The organism is Bacillus sp. S/N-304-OC-R1 (assembly GCF_019749375.1).
In the GTDB taxonomy this organism is placed as follows: domain Bacteria; phylum Bacillota; class Bacilli; order Bacillales; family Cytobacillaceae; genus Cytobacillus.
The window spans coordinates 788,371-811,444 of sequence record NZ_JACWFE010000001.1 but is presented as its reverse complement, the minus strand read 5'-3'; the positions used below and the strand labels follow the sequence as shown (position 1 = coordinate 811,444).

Sequence of the window (23,074 nt, the reverse complement as noted above, 5' to 3'; positions counted from 1 at the left end):
CCTCATTAAAAATTTAAAATAACTAGGATTACCTATCTATTCTAGCCTTCAACCCCCAATAAATTCGTCAAATTTTCGACATTTACTCATATTAACTATACAAGGATAGGGGAAAGGGATACAGTTAGTATGGATTAAAAGTTGTTGGAATTTCAATTATTACTATATATATATTACAATGGAGAGCAGACAGTCTTTGAAAGGGGATTAAATTAAATGGAAAGAAAAATAAATGATACATTTTTACGAGCGGCGAAAGGAGAAAAAACTGATTATGTGCCAGTTTGGTATATGCGCCAGGCCGGACGTTCGCAGCCTGAGTATCGTGCAATTAAAGAAAAATATTCTCTGTTTGAAATTACACATCAGCCAGAGCTTTGTGCTTATGTAACGAAGCTTCCTGTTGATCAGTATAATAATGACGCAGCGATTCTTTATAAGGATATTATGTCGCCACTGCCTGCATTGGGAGTAGATGTTGAAATTAAATCTGGAATCGGTCCAGTTATTGAAAACCCAATCCGTTCAAAAGCGGATGTTGAAAAACTAGGGGAAATTAATCCAGAAGAAGATGTACCGTATGTATTAGAAACGATAAAGATTTTGACACAGGAGCAGCTAAGTGTCCCGTTAATCGGGTTTGCCGGTGCACCATTTACTCTCGCAAGCTATATGATAGAAGGCGGTCCATCAAAAAATTATAATAAAACAAAGGCGTTTATGTACGCTGAACCAGAGGCTTGGTTCGCTTTAATGGATAAGCTAAGTGAAATGACGATTACATATGTTAAATCTCAAATAAAAGCAGGAGCGAAAGCAATCCAAATTTTCGACTCATGGGTTGGAGCTTTAAATGTTGAGGATTATCGTGTTTTCATTAAACCGACAATGAATAAAATCTTCACAAGCTTAAGAGAAGAGAATGTACCTCTTATAATGTTCGGAGTAGGTGCAAGCCATCTAGCAATGGAGTGGCATGACTTACCATTAGATGTAGTAGGCCTTGATTGGAGACTTCCTATTAAAGAGGCAAGAGAGAAAGGAATAACAAAAGCGGTTCAAGGAAATCTTGATCCTGCTATTCTACTAGCTCCATGGGAAGTAATTGAGGAAAGAGCAAAAGCTATTTTAGATCAGGGAATGGCGCAGCCAGGCTATATTTTCAACCTTGGACATGGTGTGTTCCCAGCTGTAAATCCAGACACGCTAAAAAGATTGACTGCATTCGTACACGAATATTCAGCTTCTAAATTAAGCAAGTAATAGCAGAAACAGATTTACTAGAGGTGATAAGATGACAAGAAAGAAAATGGGCCTATTAGTGATGGCCTACGGAACTCCATATAAAGAAGAAGATTTAGAGCGTTATTATACTCATATTCGAAGAGGAAGAAAGCCATCTCCTGAAATGCTGGAAGAATTAAGAGGAAGATATGAAGCAATCGGGGGCATCTCTCCATTGGCAAAAATTACGATGGATCAGGGAAAAGCGCTTGAGACGCATTTAAATAAAAGTCAGAATGAGTATGAATTCAAAATGTATCTTGGACTAAAGCATATTGAGCCGTTCGTTGAAGATGCAGTTAAACAGATGAACGAAGATGGTCTTACAGAAGCAGTAAGTATTGTGTTAGCTCCACATTTTTCAACGTTTAGTGTTAAATCATATAATGGAAGAGCAAAGGAAGAAGCGGATAAAATTGGCGGTCCAGTTATTCATTCTGTTGAAAGCTGGTATGATGAACCAAAGTTTATCAAGTATTGGGCAGATCGCGTGAAATCCACTTTTGAAGGAATGCCAGCAGAAGAAAGGGAAAAGGCTGTATTAATTGTTTCTGCTCATAGCCTGCCAGAGAAAATTTTGCAATTGGGCGATCCTTATCCGAAGCAGCTTCAGGAAACGGCAGAGCTTATCGCTAACGGAGCGGGAGTAACTAATTATGCCGTTGGCTGGCAAAGTGCTGGAAACACTCCGGAACCATGGCTTGGACCAGACGTTCAAGATTTAACGAGAGAACTTTATGAAAAAGAAGGCTATAAAGCATTCGTATATACACCAGTAGGGTTTGTATCCGATCATCTTGAAGTGCTTTACGATAATGATTATGAATGTAAAGTAGTTACAGATGAAATTGGTGCTAGCTACTATAGACCGGCTATGCCGAATGATCAGCCAGAATTCATCGATGCGATGGCAACAGTGATTCTTAATAAGTTATCAAATAAGTAATATATGGATAGAAAAAATTGAACTTAAATATGATGGAAAAAAAGCTGCTTATTGACAGCTTTTTTTTCTTGAATAATGATTTTATTTATGATAATTTATTCATATACTGAGTGACTAAAATATTCATATAGTCAATAAGGAGAACCGGGGTGATAAAGTGGCGGTTGATCGTAAGCTGCAGATAATAGAGGCAGCTACTAAATCTTTTTCATTATTTGGCTATAAAGCAACAACGATGGATCAAGTGGCAAAAATTGCAAATGTTGGTAAAGGAACAATTTATACTTTTTTTAAGAATAAAGAAGAATTATTTGATGAAATTATTAACTCCCTTATCAATGAAATGAGGCTTGCTGCTGATGAAGCAATAGACCCATCTCTTTCATTTCATGAAAATGTTCACCGCGGATTGTACAAAATTCTAGAGTTTCGTCTAAAGCATCAGCTAACCATTAAGCTATTTCAAGAGGAAAAGGAAATGGGGACTCCTGCAGTCATAGAAGTTATGACTAAGTTGGAAGAGGCCATTATTACTTATTTAAAAGACAAAATCCAAATGGCGATTGAGAAAGGTGAAATTCAGCCTTGTGATCCAGAGCTCACTGCATTTATTATGCTAAAGCTATATGTTTCTTTAATATTTGATTGGGAGAAACGGCATAAGCCTTTGGAGAAGGAAGAAATAGCAACCATTTTTGAACGGTATATTTTTAAAGGATTATCAAATAGATAGTCCTTGTTTTTTGAAGCGAAATGACTAATTGAACAAAACAGTCAATTATTTTTAGGAGTGATAATGTTGAAGAACAATCTCTTTAAAAAAGAATTGTTAAGCATTTTACGGAATAGAAAGCTGCTTATTCCAATTATTGCAGTCATGTTTATTCCAATTTTATATAGCGGCATGTTTCTGTGGGCTTTTTGGGATCCATATGACCATCTAAGTGACTTGCCTGTAGCGATCGTTAATGAAGACCAAGGCGCAGATTTTGAAGGAAAAGAACTTCATCTTGGAGATGAACTCGTTTCAAAGCTAGAAGACAGCAAGGATTTTCAATTTGAGTTTGTAAATAAAGAACAAGGCTATAAGGATCTGAAGAATCAAAAATATTACATGCTGATTGAAATACCAAATAATTTTTCTAGTAATGCGACTACATTGCTAGATGATAATCCAAAAAAGCTGAAACTTATTTATGTACCTAATGAAGGATATAACTTCTTATCAGCACAAATAGGTGGAACAGCTATTGAAAAAATTAAAGCATCTCTTTCTGAAAAAATCATCGAAACGTATTCAGAGACGATGTTTGACAGTGTCAGTGAATTAGCAGATGGACTAGGGAAAGCTAGTGATGGAGCAGAAAAGCTAAGAAATGGTGCTTCTGATCTTAAGGATGGCACATCAACTATACATGAAAAGCTTTCTTTGCTAGCAGAAAAATCAATACAATTTAATGAAGGCGTAAATAAAGTAAATAGTGGTGCAAAAGAACTTGCAGATGGTACCACTACTTTAGTAGGTGGACTTGCACAGCTACAGGAAGGACATCAGAAGTTAGAAAATGCATCAAAGCAGCTTCAAGCTGGACAAACACAGTTATCTGCAGGTATGGGCCAAACAAAAGCAGGTATTGGAGCTGTGAATGAAAAGCTCCCAGCGATTGTTGCAGGGACTGATCAAATTGAGACAGGTGCTAAAACACTTACTGCTTCATTACAGCAATGGCAGACAGAAGCAGTAAGCTTGAGCGGAGGGGTTGATGTTCTGCAGCAAAAGCTTCAAGGTGTAATCAGTCAGCTTCCTGAAAACTCTCCGCAAAGAGCTGAACTAGAAGGAGCATTAAATCAGCTTAAAGCGGGTACTGCTCAGCTTGCAGGAGCAGCAGGAAAGCTCTCAGAAGGCAGCTCTGAGCTGGCAACTAATATTGGGACTTTAAATAATGGACAAAAACAGCTTCAGCAAGGCATGTCTGAGCTTGCCAAAGGAAGTGCAAAGCTAGAGGCAGGGGCAAAACAATTGGAAACGGGACAAAATGAGTTCCAAACAGGAATGGAAACCTTTGGAGAAAAGTTTGCTGAAGCAAAGAATGGGGCAGAAAAGCTTGCAAGTGGTGCCAATACATTAGCAGGCGGTCTTGGGCAATTAGAGAATGGCTCTAATGCTATTAAGGATGGAACAGATAAGTTAAAAGAAGGTTCTGGAAAACTAGAAGCCGGAACAACAAGCTTACTGAATGGATCCAATGAATTAGCTGAAAAGCTAAAGGATGGATCTGACAAAGCATCGTCTGTCCATGCGAATGATAAAACGTATGAAATGATGGGAAAACCAGTTGATGTAAAGAATGAAAAGATTAATGAAGTTCCTAATTATGGAACAGGATTTGCACCATATTTCTTATCGCTTGGACTTTTTGTCGGAGCATTATTATTATCGATTGTCTTCCCGTTACGTGAGCCGGCAGGTGTACCAAGAAGCGGTTTGGGATGGTTTGCAAGTAAATTCTTTATTTTAATAGGAGTTGGCATAGTTCAAGCGTTAATCGCGGTATGTATTCTGCTTGTTGGTTTAAAAATGGAAGTGCAAAGTGTTCCATTGTTTATTCTATTTGCGATTATGACAAGTTTAACTTTTATTGTATTAGTACAGTTTTTAGTTACCATTTTATCAGATCCGGGACGTTTTATTGCGATCATTATATTAATTTTGCAATTAACTACGAGTGCAGGAACGTTCCCACTTGAATTAATACCAAAGGCTTTACAGCCAATTAGTGCATTCCTGCCTATGACATATAGTGTTGCTGGATTTAAAGCTGTTATTTCAAGCGGTGACTTTAGTTATATGTGGCACAATGCCGGCATATTAGGCATATTTGCCGTAATCTTTATTTCCGGAACGATAGTATATTTCACAGGTATGTTCAAAAAACGTTTTTCTGCTGTAACAGAGTAATACAGAAAAATAACCAGCCGTGATTCAACGGCTGGTTTATCTATGCTTATAGGTAGCTTTTTTATATATCTTTAACACCTAGACAATGATCACACTTATTTCCATAACATTCATGCTGTTCATCAATAGGCTTCCCACACTCAATGCATTGCTTCGCCGGCAAATTCCTGAAAAATTCAATAATGTTTTGAATCATTTTCTGAAGCCCCCTAAGTTTTTAGATTAGTTTGACTAATTGGTTTTATTGTATTATAACAGTTTTATAATGTCAATATCTGTTTCAATACAAAATGACAAAAAATAAAAAATGGGCGGAGTGGAGTATTAAAGCCATCCTCGGTTTGTCGGGAATATTTGGGTATATTATCATAATAACTGTAGGATATTAGGAGGATTTGATGATGAAGTTCACTGTTATAGGATACTGGGGCGGTTATCCGAAAGCGAATGAGGCGAGTGCTGGATATTTACTTGAACATGAAGAATATAAGCTGTTGATTGATTGCGGCAGTGCAGTACTTTCCAAACTCCAGCCTATATTGCAGCCAGAGAATATTGATGGAGTCATTCTTTCTCATTACCATCCAGATCATACGGCTGATATTGGTGTATTGCAGCATGCGAGGCTCGTTCAAGGCTACTTAGGAAAACAAATGGATTGTCTTCCTATTTACGGACATTTATTCGATGAGAATGAATTTTCAAAGCTAACCTATAAAAACATTACGAAAGGAATAGCTTATGATCCGAGTCAGACTTTAACAATTGGGCCTTTTAGGGTACAATTTTTACTGACAGACCATCCTGTTCCCTGTTATGCAATGAGACTTGAAGCTGGCGGCAAATCAATTGTCTATACCGCCGATACCTCTTATAAGGAGGAATTTGTTTCTTTTTGCAAAGAGGCAGATTTATTAGTGTGTGAATGCAATTTTTATGGAAATCAAAATGGAAAAAACGCTGGGCATATGACAAGCTTAGATGCCGGGACTTTAGCAGAAAAAGCTAATGTTCGTCAGCTTCTCCTCACACACTTACCGCATTACGGTGATCCCAATCAATTAATGGAAGAAGCAGCCACCATTTATAATGGTTCAATTTCTCTTGCGTCCTATCAGTGGTCGTTAACCTTTTAAGGAGTGAATGAAATGCTATTTATTGATAATAAAGGAATAACAGATCCTCGAATTAATTTAGCTATTGAAGAGTATGCACTTAAGAACCTTGATATAAATGAGACTTATTTGCTGTTTTACATAAATGAGCCATCGATTATTATTGGAAAGAACCAAAATACTATTGAAGAAATTAATACAGAATATGTGGAAAGCAAAGGTATTCATGTTGTCCGTCGTCTATCAGGCGGAGGAGCTGTTTATCATGATTTAGGAAATTTAAATTTCAGCTTCATTACAAAGGATGATGGTGAGAGCTTTCATAACTTCCGCAAGTTCACGGAACCAGTTGTAAAGGCACTGCATAACCTTGGAGTCAATGCTGAATTGAGTGGACGCAATGACTTGACTGCTGAAGGAAGAAAAATTTCGGGTAATGCACAATTTTCTACAAAGGGGAAGATGTTTAGTCACGGAACCCTTTTATTTGATTCTGAAATTGACAGTGTTGTTTCTGCATTAAAGGTGAAAAAGGATAAGATTGAATCAAAAGGCATTAAATCCATCCGCAGCCGGGTAGCTAATATTTCAGAATTCCTAACTGAAAAAGTGACGATAGAAGAGTTCCGTGAGCTGCTTTTAATTAATATTTTCGGAGGCAAGGAAATTCAAGAGTATGTGCTGACAGATGAAGATTGGGAAAAAATTCATCAGCTTTCAAAAGAAAGATATCAAAGCTGGGATTGGAATTACGGCAAATCACCTAAATTTAATTTACAGCATTCACATCGCTTCCCAGTAGGACAAATCGATATGCGTCTTGAAGTGGAAAAGGGACTCATTGAGAATTGCAAAATCTATGGTGATTTCTTCGGAGTGGGCGATGTAGGTGAGCTGGAAGAGAGATTAAATGGTCTTCGCTATGACCGTTCAGCTATTGAAGAGGCTCTAAGTGATATTGATATTAAACATTATTTTGGAAATATTACAAAAGAGGATTTTATTAATTTAATTTATTAATGGATTCAGGCGAGCGTTTCTTAAAGGAGACGCTTTTTTCTATGGAAAAAACTTTTTATTGTGCTTTAAACGTCTATTGATTGTATACAAATTAATTGCAATAAAGGAGCCTTTTTGCGTGATGTTTAAGAAAAATAGATTTAATAGAGATGAAATATTTACTAATTTTATACGGGAAAATAAAGAGAATTTTTATCGTCTTGCCTTCAGCTATGTGAAAAATTCGGAAGATGCTTTAGATATTGTTCAAGATTCTATTCATAAAGCCATCAAGTCCATTCATTCTCTGCAAGATATGAGCATGATAAAAAGCTGGTTTTATAAGATCGTTGTTCATACATCTTTAGATTTTTTAAGAAAGCATAAAAGAGTAAGTGCTGTTGATCCAGAAACTATGGAACGAATGAGTTTGGGAAAGGAAGACCATTATGAAAATATTGATTTGGAAAGAGCTTTAGATCAACTGCCACAAGAATATAAAAGCATTATCATATTACGTTACTTTGAAGATTTAAAAATTGAAGAAGTAGCAGATGTTCTAAATGAAAATATTAACACGATAAAAACTAGATTGTATAAAGCATTGAAATTATTACGTATTGAACTGACGGATGATCGTATTAAGGAGGTTAAATAAGATGAACAAAAAATTAGAGCAGCTTAGAACAGATTATAAAAACATAGAGATTCCAGACGAATTAGATTTGATCGTCGAAAAGGCTCTAAAAAAGACTAACAAGAATCGTAGAAGTTATAAATGGGCGGCAGGAGCAGCTGCCGCAGTTATTCTTTTTATTGGCAGTTTAAATATTAGTCCGGCAATGGCTCATACACTTTCAGAAGTTCCGGTTGTAGGGAGTATCGTGAAAGTTTTAACTTTTACAGAATTTAAAGTGGATGAAAATAATTATCAGGCAGACATCAAAGTTCCAGCTATAAAGGATTTGGAAAATAAAGATTTAGCACAATATCTTAATGATAAATACTTAAATGAAGGAAAGGAATTGTATGAGCAATTTATGAAGGACACAGAGGATTTGAAGGAAAGTGGAGGAGGACATCTTGGCATAGACAGTGGCTATGAAATAAAAACCGATAATGATCAGATACTATCGATCGGAAGATATGTTGTTAATACAGCAGCTTCTTCTTCAACCGTAATGAAATATGATACGATTGATAAAATAAATCAGATTTTATTAAGTTTGCCTATTTTGTTTAAAGATGAGCGCTATGTGGACATCATTAGTGAAAATATTAAAGAGCAAATGCGTACTCAGATGAAGGAAGACTCTGGCAAATTTTATTGGGTAACGGATGCAGGGCTTGAGGATGAGGATTTATTTGAGACATTTGATTCCATAAAGAAAGATCAAAACTTTTATATTAATCAAGATGGGAAATTAGTGATTTCTTTTGATAAATATGAAGTCTCTCCAGGGTATATGGGGATAGTAGAGTTTGTTATTCCAACGGAAATTATTAACGACATATTGGTTAGTAATGAATATATTAAATAATCATTAGGAAGAGCTGTGCTCTTCCTTTTTATACTGCAATAAGATTAATTATCTAATAAAAAAATGATAACTTATTATACCAAATTTTTTCCTTAACGCTTGAATACTAAACTTTCTTTCAATATAATAAATTTAGAAAATTTTTTATTATAAAATGAATGATTATTCATTCATAAAAAGGGGGGAAGGCAGATGAATCTCACTAAGCAACTGCACGAGACAGCAGAAAAAATGGCAAATAAACCGGCCTACTACTTTATGGATCATAAGACCACTTATGGTGAGCTCAATGATGCGGTAACAAAATTTGCTGCTGGTCTAGAAAAATTAGGATTAAAAAAGGGCGATCACATTGCATTGCTGCTTGGAAATTCGCCTCATTTTGTTATTTCTCTGTATGGAGCTATGCGGTTAGGGGCAACAGTCATTCCAATTAATCCGATTTATACACCTGATGAAATTGGCTATATTGTCAGTAATGGTGATGTAAAGGCGATTGTTATGCTGGATTTGCTGTTGCCATTAGCTGATAAAATGCATAAAGTATTGCCAAAGGTAGAGCATTATATCGTTTGTGACACTCCGCAAGGGCAGGAAGCCAATCATAATATTCATAACCTTTCTATGAACCATAAAATGAAATCGTTTTCATCTGTAATTGAATTAGGAGATTTAAGTTTTAACGATCCAGAACTAGAAAATGACGATGTCGCAGTCATTCTTTATACCTCTGGGACGACCGGAAAGCCAAAAGGTGCTATGCTCACACATAAAAACCTATACAGCAATGCGAGGGACATAAGCGATTATTTATGTATGAGTGAAAACGATCGTGTTATTACAACTCTGCCAATGTTTCATGTTTTTTGTTTGACCGTTGCATTGAATGCCCCGTTAATTAATGGGGCAACGATGATTATTGATCCTAAGTTTAGCCCAAAGGAAATTTTTCAAATTGTTGAGAAATATAAAGCAACTGTTTTTACAGGAGTTCCGACGATGTATAATTTTCTGCTTCAATACGCTCAAGCCTATGGAGGCAGCTTAAGCTCGCTCCGTCTTTGCATTTCCGGGGGATCCTCTCTCCCAGTTGCTTTATTAAAAGATTTTGAGGAAAAATTTAATGTCCAGGTTTCGGAAGGGTATGGTCTGTCAGAAGCCTCCCCTGTAACGTGCTTTAATCCCCTTGATCGCCAAAGGAAGCCTGGATCAATAGGTACATCCATCATCAATGTAGAAAATAAGGTAGTCAATGAGCTAGGAGAGGAAGTCCCGCCAGGTGAGGTCGGAGAACTAATTGTCCGTGGCCCCAATGTAATGAAGGGCTATTATAAAATGCCAGAGGAAACAGCTTCAATTATACGAAATGGCTGGCTTTATACCGGAGACCTAGCTCGTATGGATGAAGAGGGGTATTTTTACATTGTCGATCGTAAAAAAGAATTAATCCTTGTCGGTGGATATAATGTCTATCCAAGAGAGATAGAAGAGGTACTGTATGATCATCCAAATGTTATAGAAGCGGCGGTTATTGGTGTTCCAAATCCTAATCTTGGAGAGGCAGTTAAAAGTTATGTAGTAACAAATAATATGCAGCTTACTGAAGAGCAGCTAATTCAGTATTGCCAGGAGCATTTAGCCAAGTATAAAGTGCCTTCAAGTATTGAGTTTTTAGATGAACTGCCAAAGAATACAACTGGGAAAATACTAAGAAGAGCATTGAAAGCTCAGCTTATCCAAAACAGCTAGCTTTAAGAGAGCAGACAGAAAATTTTTTCTGTCTGTCATTTTTTTGCTTTAAATGAAAGGGTTTTCAGTGTAATTATCGAATTTATCATATAGAAATTTTAATGAGGTGAAATAAATGAGTTCGATTGTGACAGAAGTGAAGGAGAATATTGCGGTTGTAACAATCAATCGCCCTGATGCTCTGAATGCATTCAATTACGATACGTTAATGGAGCTTCAAAAGGCTGTAGAGGAAATTCGGACTAATCCCAATGTACGGGTTGTTATATTCACTGGATCTGGTGAAAAGGCATTTAGTGTCGGAGCAGATTTAAAGGAGCGAAAAACCTTAACTGATGTAGAGGTACGCCGTAATATTTTCAAAATTGGCGAGGTTTTCTCATTAATCGATGGGCTGCCGCAGCCAACTATTGCTGCAATAAATGGGTTTGCTTTTGGCGGGGGCATGGAATTAGCCCTATCATGTGATTTTCGGATTGCTGTTTCAGGGACATCGATGGGACTGACGGAAACAAGCTTAGCGATTATTCCAGGGGCAGGCGGCACACAAAGATTACCGAGACTGATCGGTCAAGCAAAAGCACTTGAACTCATTTTAACTGCAAAACGATTGAGCTCAGAGGAAGCATTGGAGTATGGTCTATTAAATAGAGTTACAGATCAGGAGAATCTTTTAACTGCCTGTTTTGAATTAGCCAGTGCAATGCTTGCCAATGGACCGCTGGCGCTTCAGCAAGCAAAGTTTGCTATTAAGCAGGGGATGAATGGAGATTTACAGACAGGACTGCAAATAGAAAGAAAAGCATATGAAGTTATTATCCCAACAGAGGATCGGGTAGAAGCACTTGCGGCCTTTGCTGAGAAAAGAAAACCAAATTTTCAGGGTAAATGAGGAACATAGCGCTAAGCTGTGTTCTTTTTTTTGAATAATAATTTTTTGAAATAGTAAAAAAGACTTGAATTTTCTGTGTTAATAGAATTATAATTTAGTGAATAAAAGCACCAAAGCACAAAAGCAACAAAGCGTAAAAGTGGTTTATAGACTAAAGGGGGAAGCTAGAAATGTTAAAGAAATTAAAGCTAGTAGCTGCAGTTGGTATAGCGTCTGTTGCGCTTCTGAGCGGATGCGGCAGCGACAAGGCCAGTGATGAAAGTAAAGGTTCAGCTAAGGAAGCTGAAAAAACATATAAAATTGGTGTGACACAATTTGCTGAACATCCATCTCTTGATGCCGCAACAGAAGGATTCAAGAAGGCATTAGAAGATGAAGGCTTTATCGATGGTAAGAATACCGAATTTATTTTCCAAAATGCTCAGGCTGATATGAATAACACACTTACGATTGCTAATAACTTTGTTGGTGATAAAGTAGACTTAATTTTTGCTAACGCAACTCCAAGTGCAGTTAGTGCGTTAAATGCAACAAAGGATATTCCGATTGTATTTACTTCTGTAACAGATCCAGTGGGAGCAGGTTTAGTAAAGTCATTTGATGAACCAGGTGATAATATTACTGGAACAACTGATAATCATCCAGAGGGAACAGCAAAAACTATTAATTTTATTGTTAAAGAAGTGGGAGCTAAAAATATTGGGGTTATCTACAACTCTGGTGAACAGAACTCTGAAGTACAAGCAGATGCGGTTAAAAAGCTTGCAGAGGGGCTTGGTGCTAAAGTTGTCGAAGCAACAGTTTCAACTTCAGCTGAGGTGAAACAAGCAGCTGAATCATTAGTAGGACGTGTAGATGCCATTTATGTTCCAACTGACAATACAGTAGTTTCTGCTCTTGAATCCGTTATTTCTGTGGCGAAGGAAAAGAAAATTCCATTGTTCGTAGGAGAGCTTGATTCTATGAAACGCGGAGCAGTAGCTGCAAGCGGATTTAGCTATTATGACCTTGGCTACCAAACTGGTAAAATGGCAGCAGAAATTCTTAAAGGGAATAAAAAGCCATCTGAGCTTCCAGTCGAGCTTCCTAGCAGCTTAAAACTTGTTATTAATAAAAAGGCTGCAGCAGATCAAGGATTAGAAGTGAAGCCTGAATGGGAAAAACTTGGTGAATTCTACGAAGGTGAATAAATAAAAATATCAACTTTAATAAATGTCCAGCTCCAGCGCCTACTCCCGACATACAGGACGTACTAGTGTCGGCAATGCGACAGGGCGTCGCGTTTTTGCCGACCTCGAGGTCACAAGCCAATCCTCACAGAAAGGAAAGTACGCCTATCCGTGAGGCTCGTCTTGTGCTTGTCGGGGGTGACCAAGGCGCTTGCGCTTTTCGATGAGAGAGGAAGATTTTAATGTCTACAGCCATCTTTGGTTCTATAGAAGCAGGTGCAATCTATGCATTAATGGCATTAGGAGTCTATTTATCATTTAGAATACTAGATTTTCCTGATCTAACAGTGGATGGGAGCTTCGTGACAGGTGCCGCGGTGGCTGCAGTCCTTATTGTTGGAGGGACCAATCCATTCCTGGCAACTTTAATTGCTCTCATTTGCGGATTTGCAGCAGGCTGCATTACTGGCCTGCTCCATACTAAGGGGAAAATTAATCCTTTATTATCCGGAATTCTAATGATGATTGCTCTATATTCTATCAATTTACGAATAATGGGCAAATCCAATGTACCTCTTCTATCAGAAGAAACCGTCATGACGAAACTAACAGCATTTTGGCAAGGACTTGGGCTTGATAATGGAATTCAGGCAATTTTTAATCCTACTGGATTTGCTCCAAAAACATGGGGAATTCTCATCCTTATGATCATCTTAGCTTTCGTCGTAAAATTCTTAATTGATGCTTTCCTAAAAACAGATTTCGGTTTAGCGATTCGGGCTACAGGTAATAATGAAACGATGATTCGCAGCTTTTCGGCGGATACAGACCTTCTAAAAATTATCGGCCTTGGTATTTCCAATGCACTAGTTGCGCTATCAGGTGCACTTATAGCACAGTATAACGGATTCAGTGATGTTGGTATGGGAATTGGAATGATTATTATTGGACTTGCTTCCGTTATTATCGGTGAAGCGATTTTCGGTGCTAAGACAATTGTTCGGGCAACATTTGCTGTAATTGGCGGAGCGATCTTATACCGAATTATTGTAACACTTGCCTTAAGGGTCGAATTTCTCGAGACAGGTGATATGAAGCTCATTACAGCCTTTATTGTCGTTTGTGCTCTAATTCTTCCGAAAATTATTGAAAAACAGCGTGAAAAACAACGTAAAAAGAGAAGAATGTCTAAAACTCTACAAAAAGCGAATGAGAGTGGTGAGCAACTTGCTGCAATTAAATCAAATTCATAAAGTTTTTAATGAAGGGACACCTGATGAAAAAATTGCCCTCCAGCATATGAATCTGCATTTAAAACCAGGAGATTTTATGACCGTAATCGGCAGTAATGGAGCGGGAAAGTCAACCCTAATGAATCTCATTTCAGGGAAAATGCTTCCTGATGTTGGCCAGGTTGTGATTGATGGAAAAGATGTTACAAATGTGAAGGAATTTAAGCGCTCCAGACTAATTGGCCGCGTTTTTCAGGACCCGATGGCGGGGACTGCTCCTGCGATGACGATTGAAGAGAATCTTGCCATTGCTTATTCAAGAACAGGTACTAGAGGATTAAAAAGAGGCGTCACTAAAGTGAGACGTGATTTCTTTAAAGAGAAGCTTGAAACGCTTCATCTAGGGTTAGAAAACCGTCTTCAGGCTAAGGTTGGATTATTATCGGGAGGAGAAAGACAGGCATTATCGCTATTGATGGCTACTTTCACTGAACCGAAAATTCTCCTTCTTGACGAACATACAGCCGCTCTTGATCCTTCACGAGCAGAACTGATTACTAACCTAACAAAGGAAATTGTTGAAACATACAAGCTGACAACGTTAATGGTTACTCATAATATGCAGCAGGCTCTTGATCTCGGAAACAGGCTCATTATGATGGATAAAGGACAAATTATTTTCGAGTCAACGGAGGAGCAAAAGCAGCAGCTGACAGTCGAAAAGCTGTTAGAAGAATTCCAGCGAATCCGCGGAGAGAAAATGAGCAGTGATAGGGCAGTCCTTATTTAAAAAAATCCAAATCTTCAATAGAAAAGGCATATCACCTTGATGAGTGGTATGCCTTTAAAATATCTATAAGTAAAACATAACCAATTGATATTTGACTAATTCCGTACCGATATTTTTATACGTATGCTGTTTATTGGCTAGAAATCTTATGGAGTTTCCAATGCTGACTTCTTTGTTCGTTGAACCGATCTCTATTTCAAGCCTACCATTTAGCACAGTAATATATTCTTCTACACCATCATTATGTTTTTCTGAAATATGCACACAGCCTGGTTCCATTTCGACTATATAAATTTCAAACTTTTTTCTCGGATCAAATGGGAAAATGGGATAAACTCTATATTCCCCGTTACTTTCCATTATCGGGGAAATCGATTTATAATCAACAAATAATACTTCAGAAGGCTCATCTTTAATTAAAGAGGAGAAGGAGACCTGAAGTCCGCTGGCTATTTTCCATAGAGTTGTTACAGTTGGATTGGATTCGCCTCGTTCTATTTGTCCAAGCATTGCTTTGCTTACCCCGGTTAATTCCGCTGTGTTATCAAGGCTATATCCTCTCTTTTTACGAATATTCCTTAAATTTTCACCGATATTTTTTTGAATATTTTCCATTTAGTCCTCCAACTGTATTGTATAATATAACGCACAAATGTATAATATACTATATTGCTGTTTATTATAGCATACAATATGTCTAGTATAGCGTGTTTCAGGAAAAAATAACTGATTTTTCTTAAAAAGGTGGTGCAGCGAGTGGCTGAGCTTGCAATGAACAAAACACAGTCAGAATTTAGGAAAGGGTTTCAATCAGGAATTAGCATTGCAATTGGTTACATACCAGTAGCATTAACTTTTGGGCTGCTTGCAAAAACAACTGGTCTGTCACTTGGTGAAACTGTACTAATGAGTTTAATTGTATTTGCGGGTGCCTCTCAATATATATCTCTTAGCCTCTTGACACTAGGGACGGGTATTTTTGAAATTATATTAACTACTTTTATTGTGAATATTAGGCATTTTTTAATGTCTTCTTCATTAAATGAAAAATGCGAGGACGATCATTTAGTTAATAAAGCCCTTTATTCATTTGGTATAACAGATGAATCCTTTTCAGTTGCAGCTATGAGAGAAGGAACAGTCACAACTGGCTATATGTTTGGTCTAAATATTATTGGTTATATGAGCTGGGTGATGGGGACTGGATTTGGCTTTTTACTTGGGGCAAGTCTCCCGCAAACACTTCAGGAAAGTATGACCGTTGCACTTTATGCGATGTTTATTGGGTTATTAGTGCCGTCCATGAAGAAAAGTGTAAAAGTGGTATTTTTAGCTGCCTTATCGGCTTGCTTTAATACAATCTTCTCTTTAACGAATGCTCTATCGACTGGCTGGTCTATCGTTGCAGCCACACTATTATCAGCAGTAATCATTGAGCTGATTGAAGGATTCAAGAGGAAAAAGGGAGGGAAAGAGGATGAGTAGTCATATCGTTTGGATGATTATCGGTATGGGGGTTGTTACTTATATCCCGAGGATGCTCCCTTTTGTACTCTTTAAAGGTAAGGAATTGCCGGTATTTTTGCAAAATGTTTTAAGAAATGTTCCTTCAGCAACTCTCGGCGCATTAGTGTTTCCAGGTGTGTTTTTTATAAATGAAGATATTTGGTTTGGCATTTTAGGAGCAGCAGCTGCTTTTTTGGTTGCTTATTTGGGCGCAAATGTAATTATTGTCGTTTTAAGCTCCATTGTCGTTTTATCTATTTATTCTTTAATTATGTAATACAGTTGAGCCGGTTCTAATGTGAATCGGTTTTTCTATTGTTAGAGGTCTTTTGACTTTTTTTATGTGAAAATGTACATGCTATAAAGTGAAACTCGATCAGTGGGGGGGCTTCGTTAATCTGCGATAATCGGATTTAAGCTTTAGACAAGCTTGTATAATAAATTGTTCTAAAACTTGATTTTTATACTAAACTAACAATAAGGGTTGTACAAGAGGGGGGAGTGAGATGGCTAGAAAAATAGGACTGTATGGTGTTCTTTCCTATTGTTTATATGGGCTATTCTTTTATTGGTATTTATTCTATTTTGCCGATACAAGCCTGAGCTTTGAATACGAAGGGACACGTGCCGACCCAGCTACATTTTTAAATGGAAGGGAGCTCATGCTCAGCGAGGAATATTCAAAGGTAAGAGATTTATTATTTTTCTTGTCAACGCCATTCGAATGGCTGCTTTACCTTTTTATATTATTGCTCGGTTTTTCCAATGCATTTAAAAGATGGGCTGAACATTCGGCAAAAATCAAGTTTTTACGTAATGCCATTTATTTATTATGGCTTTCATTGTTTGCTTTTATTGCCACTATGCCGCTAAATTATATACGTTATTCGCTTTCTAAAAGCTATAATATTTCTACCCAAACATTCGGAGGGTGGATGAAGGATGAACTAATTGATTTCTGGGTCAACTTCGGCACGATGATTATTATCGTTACGGTTCTCTATTGGCTTATTAATAAAAGCCGAAAAAGATGGTGGTTTTATGCATGGCTGCTTTCCGTTCCATTCACCTTATTTATGATGTTTCTACAACCGGTTGTGATTGATCCGCTCTATAATGACTTTTATCCGCTGAAGAACAAAGAGCTTGAAGCTAAAATCTTAGAATTGGCGGATAAAGCGCACATTCCAGCTGAGCATGTATATGAAGTGGATATGGCTAAAAAGACAAATGCCTTAAATGCTTATGTAAATGGAATCGGCTCTAATTCCAGAATTGTTCTTTGGGATACAACACTCGATCGGCTGACTGAAAAACAAATTCTATTTATCATGGCACATGAAATGGGACACTATGTAGAGAAACATATTTATTTCGGAATTGCGGGGTACCTCATTTTATCTTTAGCTGGATTATTTTTGACTGCCCGAATAATGGAGTATGTAATAGAGAGATGGGGAAAAGCTTTAAGAGTTTCTGAAATAAATGATATTCGCTCTTTGCCGCTATTGTTAATGATCCTTTCCATGCTATTGTTTATTTCTAGCCCGTTATCCAATTTCGTATCACGCTACGAAGAGTCACGAGCAGATCATTATGCTATTAAAATGACTAAGGATACGGATGCTGCAATATCAACCTTTCAGGAATTAACTCGAGCTGGAAAAAGTCAAGTAAATCCGCCATTGTTAGTGAAAATATTCCGTTATGGCCACCCAACGATGCTGGAGAGAATATCCGTGCTTGAAGAATATGAAATGGAACATAAACCGAAAAAACATGAGTAGGCAAAGACGCCTGCTCTGTTTCGTTTACAGGAAAAAATCTCCCGGAAGGAAGGGAGATTTCAGACTAAGAGAATTTTTACGTACCAAACCGCTTTGTTAGCTCAATATACTTTTTGGATAAATGGATAAATGCGGATTGATTGCCTTCATCAAGGGAGTGGTCAATTTCTTTCATTAATTTCGCTTTTTCCGTTTCTAGGAGCACTTCAGATAGGAGCATATCAATGTAAAGATCTAAAACATAGGATTCCTTAAGCCTTTTCTTTTTCATTGCGTTTTTTTTCATCAGCTCTGTGTATGATTTTTCATTCACGAAAATCACCTCAACGCTTTTTACTATTATATGGAGTTACTCCTTTTTATTCAACTTAATTTTTAAAATTTTTAGAAAATATTTATAACCATTAAATATGAACAATTTAGCAATTTTTATAAAAATTGTAACTTTTCTGGTAATAATTTGGTATATTTGAAGGAGTAACTTAAAGGAGTTGAGGTAATGTCTGAAAAAAGGAATCCGCCAATTATTGAAGAATACGAAATTAATCCTCACACAATGATTATTTTACCTTTGACATATGGAAGCAGGATTTATTCGCAAATTCTGGAGATGGAGGATGAATTTATTTCACCATTTAAGCCCATTGAGATTATTAGGAAAGGATGTATATCGTTCGGCAGCAGCTATGAGGGAAGAAAAGAAGCTACTAAACAATTAATTGGAATTACTCATAAAGCACCTATAACAATAGACTCCACAAACTCCATTTATTTTTTCCCAACAGCATCTCCAAGCAGCCCGCACTGCATATGGATATCTCAGGAGCATATTCATTTTCATCGCCGTGAGGATTATGGACAAACACAAGTTTTGCTTAAAAATAATCAGCTGCTCACTATTCCGATTTCATATAATTCATTTCATAATCAAATTTTACGGACTGCCCTTTTAAAAACAACATTAGGTAAAAGAATTGCCAATATTGAACGTTCCGACAGATATCTTATTAACGGCAGAAATTTTGCCTCAGAAAGAGTTGGCAAATACAAAATTGGCATAAAGGAATAATGCGATTAGCGAGGGATTAATAGGGAGTATCTCCCTATATAGAATCCCTCTTTTTTTCTTGAGGAATATTTTGAAGGTGCCGCCGATATAAATAAAACTCTAATAACTCCTGTACTTTGTTGCGAATACGGGGGTTGAAATAATTATGGTGCTCCTCATAGCCTTTATATAAAAACATGAACATAGTAAATGCTTCATCTCTTTTTAGCTGTTCAACCTTAAGTTTATTCCGATGCATATATTGCTTTACTTCTTTCAGTTCCATTTGAATAATCTTCATCGTTTCCTCAATTAAATTCAAATATGGCTGTTTAAGCTTAAAAGGGCTCTTATTAACAACGATAAGATCCCGATTTAAAATAGTTAACACCATCGGCAAGTAGATAGCCTGCTCTATAATGTTACGATCTTCTTCAGGAATTCTTGTCATAATCGCTAGTCTCCCCTAAATATTTTTAAACAAATAGGAACACATGTTCTTAATTTATTTTATATGTTATTTGTAATTTTTGCAAGAGCATACCTTTGTTAATTCTTACTACACAGCATTTCCTTGTAGAAAGAATATATTTATGATTTTACTGCTTTATTAAAGAAGGATAATTATTTCTAGTGTCGAAATAAATAGGAGCTAAAATTGGGAGGGATTAAACTTGAAAGAAAAAAGAACAATGAAACCAGAAGATTTATATAAACTTAAATCTGTAACAGACCCGCAGCTTGCTGTAAATGGAGAGGATTGTATTTATGTTGAAACGGAGATGCGAGAAGAGGAAAATAAATATACCTCAAATTTGTTTTACATAAACACTAAAGAGAAAAAAAAGCCTGTTCAATGGACGTTTGGCGATCATAGAAATCACTCTCCACGCTGGTCCCCAGATGGAACAAAGCTTGCGTTTGTATCAGATCGCTCAGGAAAAGGACAAATATTTGTGATGGACACTAATGGAGGCGAAGCACGTCAGCTGACGAAATGCCCAAATGGTGCTTCCAATCCGGTCTGGTCTCCGGATGGAACGAAAATTGCTTTTAATGCAACGTTAAAAGAGAATGAATCATTGACATCACTAGAGGGGAAAGAAAAGGATAAGGAACAGGATAAAAAACCAGCCCCCCTAGAAGTCGAAAATATGAAATATAAATCAGATGCTTTTGGATTTTGGGACGGAAAATTTAACCATGTAGCCATTGTTGATCTCAGCAGTGGAGAAGCAAATCTACTTACATCAGGACTTCATGATTTTCAGCTCCAAAGCTGGTCCCCATGCGGGAAAAAATTGGCCGTTACAGCTGACTTAAGTGAGAATAAGGACCTTTCGTTTGTGAATGATGTGTTATTAATTGATTTAGAAACAAAGGAATCTCAAAAAATTACAGGCAGTACGGGGAATTTTGGACAAGTGACATGGTCCCCTAACGGAAAATACTTAGGAATGTTTGGCCACGAAAGAGAGTTCAAAAATGCCACTTTATCGAAGTTATGGATTTATAATTTAGAAGTGGGGCTGCTCCAATGTCTAACAGGAGATTCAAGCTTACTAGCCGGAGATTATGCAATCGGCGATTTTCAGCAAGGAAGCGTTACCCCAGGAATATTATGGGGTGATGATAATCATAGCTTCTACTTCTTAGCAACTGATGATGGCAATACAGTTGTTTATTATGGAACTTTAGATGGTGAGCTATATCCTGCTCTATTAGACAGACAGCATGTATATGGACTTTCAACAGGCGGAAGGGTAGACAAAGCAGTAGTTGCTATCAGTAAGCCAACAAATCCTGGGGAATTATATCTTTTACATGTTACAACTGGAGAGCTAGATCAGCTCACAAATGTAAATGAAGAAATCCTCAGAGAAGTTCAGCTTGCAAATTCAGAGCCATTGCAACTCCAATCATCAGATGGCTTAGAATTACATGGCTGGATCATGAAGCCTGCGAACTTTAAAGAAGGAGAGAAATATCCGCTTATTGTTGAAATTCATGGTGGACCACATGCGATGTATGCGAATACATACTTCCATGAATTCCAGTGTTTAGCAGCACTTGGATACGCGGTATTATTTATTAATCCACGCGGCAGTCATGGTTATGGTCAAGCATTCGTTGACGCAGTTCGTGGCGATTATGGCGGAAAAGATTACGAGGATATCATGGAGGCAGTCGATTATGTCCTAGATAACTATGATTTCATTGATAAGGATCGGTTAGGAGTAACTGGCGGAAGTTATGGAGGCTTCATGACAAACTGGATTGTAGGGCACACAAACCGTTTTAAAGCAGCTGTCACCCAGCGTTCCATCTCAAATTGGATCAGCTTTTACGGGGTGAGTGACATCGGTTATTATTTCACTGAGTGGCAAATCAAGAGCGATCTTAGTGATATCACAAAACTTTGGAAGCATTCTCCGCTTGCATATGCTGAGCAAATAGAAACTCCGCTTCTAATCCTCCATAGTGAGAAGGACTACCGGTGTCCAATAGAACAAGCAGAACAATTGTTTATTGCGTTAAAACGTCAAAATAAACAGACGAAATTTATTCGTTTTCCAGAAGCCAACCATGAGCTTTCCAGAAGCGGAAAACCTAACTTAAGAATTAGCCGTTTACACTATATTATTAACTGGTTTAAAGAGTATCTATAATTCGTATAATAGAAAAGAACCGCAATCCTCAAAGCAGGTTTGCGGTTTTTATTTAGGTTAAGGATTATTTAATCTCATTTTAAAAAAAGGTTGTTTTTGTAAAAGTTGTCTTTATAAGTGAGAATTTAATTTAATTCTCTGAGGTGATTGGAGCGGAGGGCGCTTGACTCCTGCGGGAATGGAGGGAAGCGGGAGACCCCACAGGCGTAAGCGCCGAGGAGGCTCCCGTCCCTCCCCGCGGAAAGCAAGTGCCCGCAGCGGAAATCAACGGGCAAATTACAAAGACTAAAACAACATATATGCGAAAACAGCAAAAAATTAAATATTTCTTATTAGGTTACAAAAAATACCATAGCCGAAAAGAGAAACTTTTTTACTAATAATGTAGTCTTATATGTTTGAGGGAAATTTCCTAAAATATAAAGGAAGGACTAATAAAATGAGAGCAGATAAATATCAGCAGAAAAAAAAGAAAAAGAAGAAGTGGAAATCAATAGTCCTCACTCTTTTCATTATCATCTTCGGACTTATTGGCTATGCCTATTTTCAATATAAACAAGGGATCACACAAACTTTAGAAAAGACAAATATAGAGCCTGTGGAGAAATATGAGTTTCATGGAGATAAAGATCAGTTTGGCGGAACAAACATCCTCCTTCTGGGCAGTGATGCAAGGGGAAACGAAAAATCAAGGGCAGACACAATTATGATTGCTCAATACCATCCAAAAAAAGGCACATATAAAATTATTTCCATTATGAGAGATATATATGTGGATATCCCTGGATATGGTAAGCATAAGATCAACGCGGCATTAGCTTTTGGTGGTCCGGAATTATTAAGAAAAACGATTAAAGAGAACTTTGATATCGATATTAAATATTATTCCATTGTTGATTTTAATGGATTTGTGCATGTCATTGATGAAGCATTTCCTCAAGGTGTAGAAATAGATGTAGAAAAAGCGATGTCAACCAATATTGGGGTTAATTTACAACCAGGTTTACAGCGGCTTGATGGCAAGCATCTACTTGGATATGTACGCTTCCGTCATGATAGAATTGGTGATTTTGGCAGGGTTGAGCGTCAGCAAAAAGCTATTAAGGAAGTTGCCTCACAGTTTAAAAGCATTCATACGATTGCCAAACTGCCGAAACTAGTCGGTGTGATGACGCCATTTATCAATACGAACATGGATACAGCGGATATTCTTTACATCGGCAAAGATTTTATTACAAAAGACGTCAATGACATTGGAACTTTACGAATTCCAATGGATGGGACTTATAAAAATGATAAAGTTAGCGGTTCTGGAGACGTTCTAATCATAGATCTTGAAAAAAATAAGCAGGCAATTAAAGAATTTTTAGCCAAATAATTATTCTTTT

23 protein-coding genes are annotated in these 23,074 nt (G+C 37.2%); 19 read left to right on the top strand and 4 right to left on the bottom strand.

Translation table 11 applies throughout. The features are described 5' to 3' along the window. Window positions 1–216: 216 nt before the first annotated feature. From hemE to H0173_RS03995, 4 genes are all read left to right on the top strand, one after another. Complete coding sequence (gene hemE, locus H0173_RS04010) at window positions 217–1,263, top strand: uroporphyrinogen decarboxylase (RefSeq protein WP_221844729.1); 1,047 nt, start codon at window positions 217–219, stop codon at window positions 1,261–1,263. 31 nt (window positions 1,264–1,294) lie between these two features. Next, window positions 1,295–2,230, top strand: a complete 936-nt coding sequence (gene hemH / locus H0173_RS04005) for a ferrochelatase (RefSeq protein WP_221844728.1) — start codon at window positions 1,295–1,297, stop codon at window positions 2,228–2,230. A 157-nt stretch (window positions 2,231–2,387) separates the two neighbouring features. Further along, window positions 2,388–2,963 carry a TetR/AcrR family transcriptional regulator gene (locus tag H0173_RS04000; protein ID WP_221844727.1) on the top strand — a complete coding sequence of 192 codons (576 nt, stop codon included), beginning with the start codon at window positions 2,388–2,390 and terminating at the stop codon, window positions 2,961–2,963. Between the two features lie 63 nt (window positions 2,964–3,026). Continuing rightward, window positions 3,027–5,189 (top strand): YhgE/Pip family protein, encoded by a 2,163-nt coding sequence (locus H0173_RS03995; RefSeq protein ID WP_483862189.1) that lies wholly within the window; start codon window positions 3,027–3,029, stop codon window positions 5,187–5,189. Between the two features lie 61 nt (window positions 5,190–5,250). Here H0173_RS03995 and yhfH read toward each other — a convergent pair whose 3' ends face one another. Further along, on the bottom strand, window positions 5,251–5,385 hold the full coding sequence (yhfH, locus tag H0173_RS03990; protein WP_221844724.1) for a protein YhfH: 135 nt from the start codon (window positions 5,383–5,385) through the stop codon (window positions 5,251–5,253). Between the two features lie 205 nt (window positions 5,386–5,590). Here yhfH and H0173_RS03985 point away from each other — a divergent pair, with 205 nt between their 5' ends. From H0173_RS03985 to H0173_RS03945, 9 genes are all read left to right on the top strand, one after another. Next, window positions 5,591–6,325, top strand: coding sequence for an MBL fold metallo-hydrolase (locus H0173_RS03985; protein WP_221844722.1), 735 nt, complete (start codon window positions 5,591–5,593; stop codon window positions 6,323–6,325). A gap of 12 nt (window positions 6,326–6,337) precedes the next feature. Next, a complete protein-coding gene (gene lplA, locus H0173_RS03980; RefSeq protein WP_221844719.1) occupies window positions 6,338–7,324 on the top strand; it encodes a lipoate--protein ligase in 987 nt (328 codons plus the stop codon). A 121-nt stretch (window positions 7,325–7,445) separates the two neighbouring features. Next, window positions 7,446–7,961 carry an RNA polymerase sigma factor SigV gene (locus tag H0173_RS03975; protein WP_221844840.1) on the top strand — a complete coding sequence of 172 codons (516 nt, stop codon included), beginning with the start codon at window positions 7,446–7,448 and terminating at the stop codon, window positions 7,959–7,961. Between the two features lies 1 nt (window position 7,962). Beyond that, complete coding sequence (rsiV, locus tag H0173_RS03970; protein ID WP_221844717.1) at window positions 7,963–8,844, top strand: anti-sigma-V factor RsiV; 882 nt, start codon at window positions 7,963–7,965, stop codon at window positions 8,842–8,844. A gap of 192 nt (window positions 8,845–9,036) precedes the next feature. Further along, window positions 9,037–10,593: a fatty acid--CoA ligase family protein gene (locus H0173_RS03965; protein WP_221844715.1), complete on the top strand. Its 1,557-nt coding sequence runs from the start codon at window positions 9,037–9,039 to the stop codon at window positions 10,591–10,593. A gap of 115 nt (window positions 10,594–10,708) precedes the next feature. Beyond that, complete coding sequence (locus tag H0173_RS03960; RefSeq protein WP_221844713.1) at window positions 10,709–11,485, top strand: enoyl-CoA hydratase-related protein; 777 nt, start codon at window positions 10,709–10,711, stop codon at window positions 11,483–11,485. 170 nt (window positions 11,486–11,655) lie between these two features. Next, on the top strand, window positions 11,656–12,675 hold the full coding sequence (locus H0173_RS03955; protein WP_221844712.1) for an ABC transporter substrate-binding protein: 1,020 nt from the start codon (window positions 11,656–11,658) through the stop codon (window positions 12,673–12,675). A gap of 221 nt (window positions 12,676–12,896) precedes the next feature. Then, window positions 12,897–13,907: an ABC transporter permease gene (locus tag H0173_RS03950; protein WP_221844710.1), complete on the top strand. Its 1,011-nt coding sequence runs from the start codon at window positions 12,897–12,899 to the stop codon at window positions 13,905–13,907. Further along, window positions 13,882–14,676, top strand: coding sequence for an ABC transporter ATP-binding protein (locus tag H0173_RS03945; protein WP_221844708.1), 795 nt, complete (start codon window positions 13,882–13,884; stop codon window positions 14,674–14,676). The genes H0173_RS03950 and H0173_RS03945 overlap by 26 nt, the downstream gene beginning before the upstream one ends. 63 nt (window positions 14,677–14,739) lie before the next feature. Here the strand turns inward: H0173_RS03945 and H0173_RS03940 are convergent, their stop codons facing one another. Then, the gene (locus H0173_RS03940) at window positions 14,740–15,291 is read right to left on the bottom strand and encodes a helix-turn-helix domain-containing protein (RefSeq protein ID WP_221844706.1); all 552 of its coding nucleotides are present in this window, start codon (window positions 15,289–15,291) and stop codon (window positions 14,740–14,742) included. Window positions 15,292–15,432: 141 nt separating this feature from the next. Between H0173_RS03940 and H0173_RS03935 the strand changes: the two genes are divergently transcribed. From H0173_RS03935 to H0173_RS03925, 3 genes are all read left to right on the top strand, one after another. Then, window positions 15,433–16,161, top strand: coding sequence for an AzlC family ABC transporter permease (locus H0173_RS03935; protein WP_313770593.1), 729 nt, complete (start codon window positions 15,433–15,435; stop codon window positions 16,159–16,161). Then, entirely contained in the window at window positions 16,154–16,459 is a 306-nt protein-coding gene (locus tag H0173_RS03930) for an AzlD domain-containing protein (RefSeq protein WP_221844704.1), read from the top strand. The genes H0173_RS03935 and H0173_RS03930 overlap by 8 nt, the downstream gene beginning before the upstream one ends. Before the next feature lie 229 nt (window positions 16,460–16,688). Beyond that, window positions 16,689–17,969, top strand: coding sequence for a M48 family metallopeptidase (locus tag H0173_RS03925; RefSeq protein ID WP_221844702.1), 1,281 nt, complete (start codon window positions 16,689–16,691; stop codon window positions 17,967–17,969). 76 nt (window positions 17,970–18,045) lie between these two features. Here the strand turns inward: H0173_RS03925 and H0173_RS03920 are convergent, their stop codons facing one another. Further along, window positions 18,046–18,282, bottom strand: a complete 237-nt coding sequence (locus H0173_RS03920; RefSeq protein WP_221844700.1) for an IDEAL domain-containing protein — start codon at window positions 18,280–18,282, stop codon at window positions 18,046–18,048. A 186-nt stretch (window positions 18,283–18,468) separates the two neighbouring features. Between H0173_RS03920 and H0173_RS03915 the strand changes: the two genes are divergently transcribed. Beyond that, window positions 18,469–19,038, top strand: coding sequence for a competence protein ComK (locus H0173_RS03915; RefSeq protein ID WP_221844698.1), 570 nt, complete (start codon window positions 18,469–18,471; stop codon window positions 19,036–19,038). A 34-nt stretch (window positions 19,039–19,072) separates the two neighbouring features. Here H0173_RS03915 and H0173_RS03910 read toward each other — a convergent pair whose 3' ends face one another. Continuing rightward, entirely contained in the window at window positions 19,073–19,468 is a 396-nt protein-coding gene (locus H0173_RS03910) for a YhjD family protein (protein ID WP_221844697.1), read from the bottom strand. A 241-nt stretch (window positions 19,469–19,709) separates the two neighbouring features. On the opposite strand from H0173_RS03910, the gene H0173_RS03905 reads away from it, so the two are divergent. Beyond that, window positions 19,710–21,686, top strand: coding sequence for a S9 family peptidase (locus H0173_RS03905; protein WP_396021177.1), 1,977 nt, complete (start codon window positions 19,710–19,712; stop codon window positions 21,684–21,686). Window positions 21,687–22,125: 439 nt separating this feature from the next. Continuing rightward, window positions 22,126–23,064 carry an LCP family protein gene (locus H0173_RS03900; RefSeq protein WP_221844693.1) on the top strand — a complete coding sequence of 313 codons (939 nt, stop codon included), beginning with the start codon at window positions 22,126–22,128 and terminating at the stop codon, window positions 23,062–23,064. Window positions 23,065–23,074 lie beyond the last annotated feature (10 nt).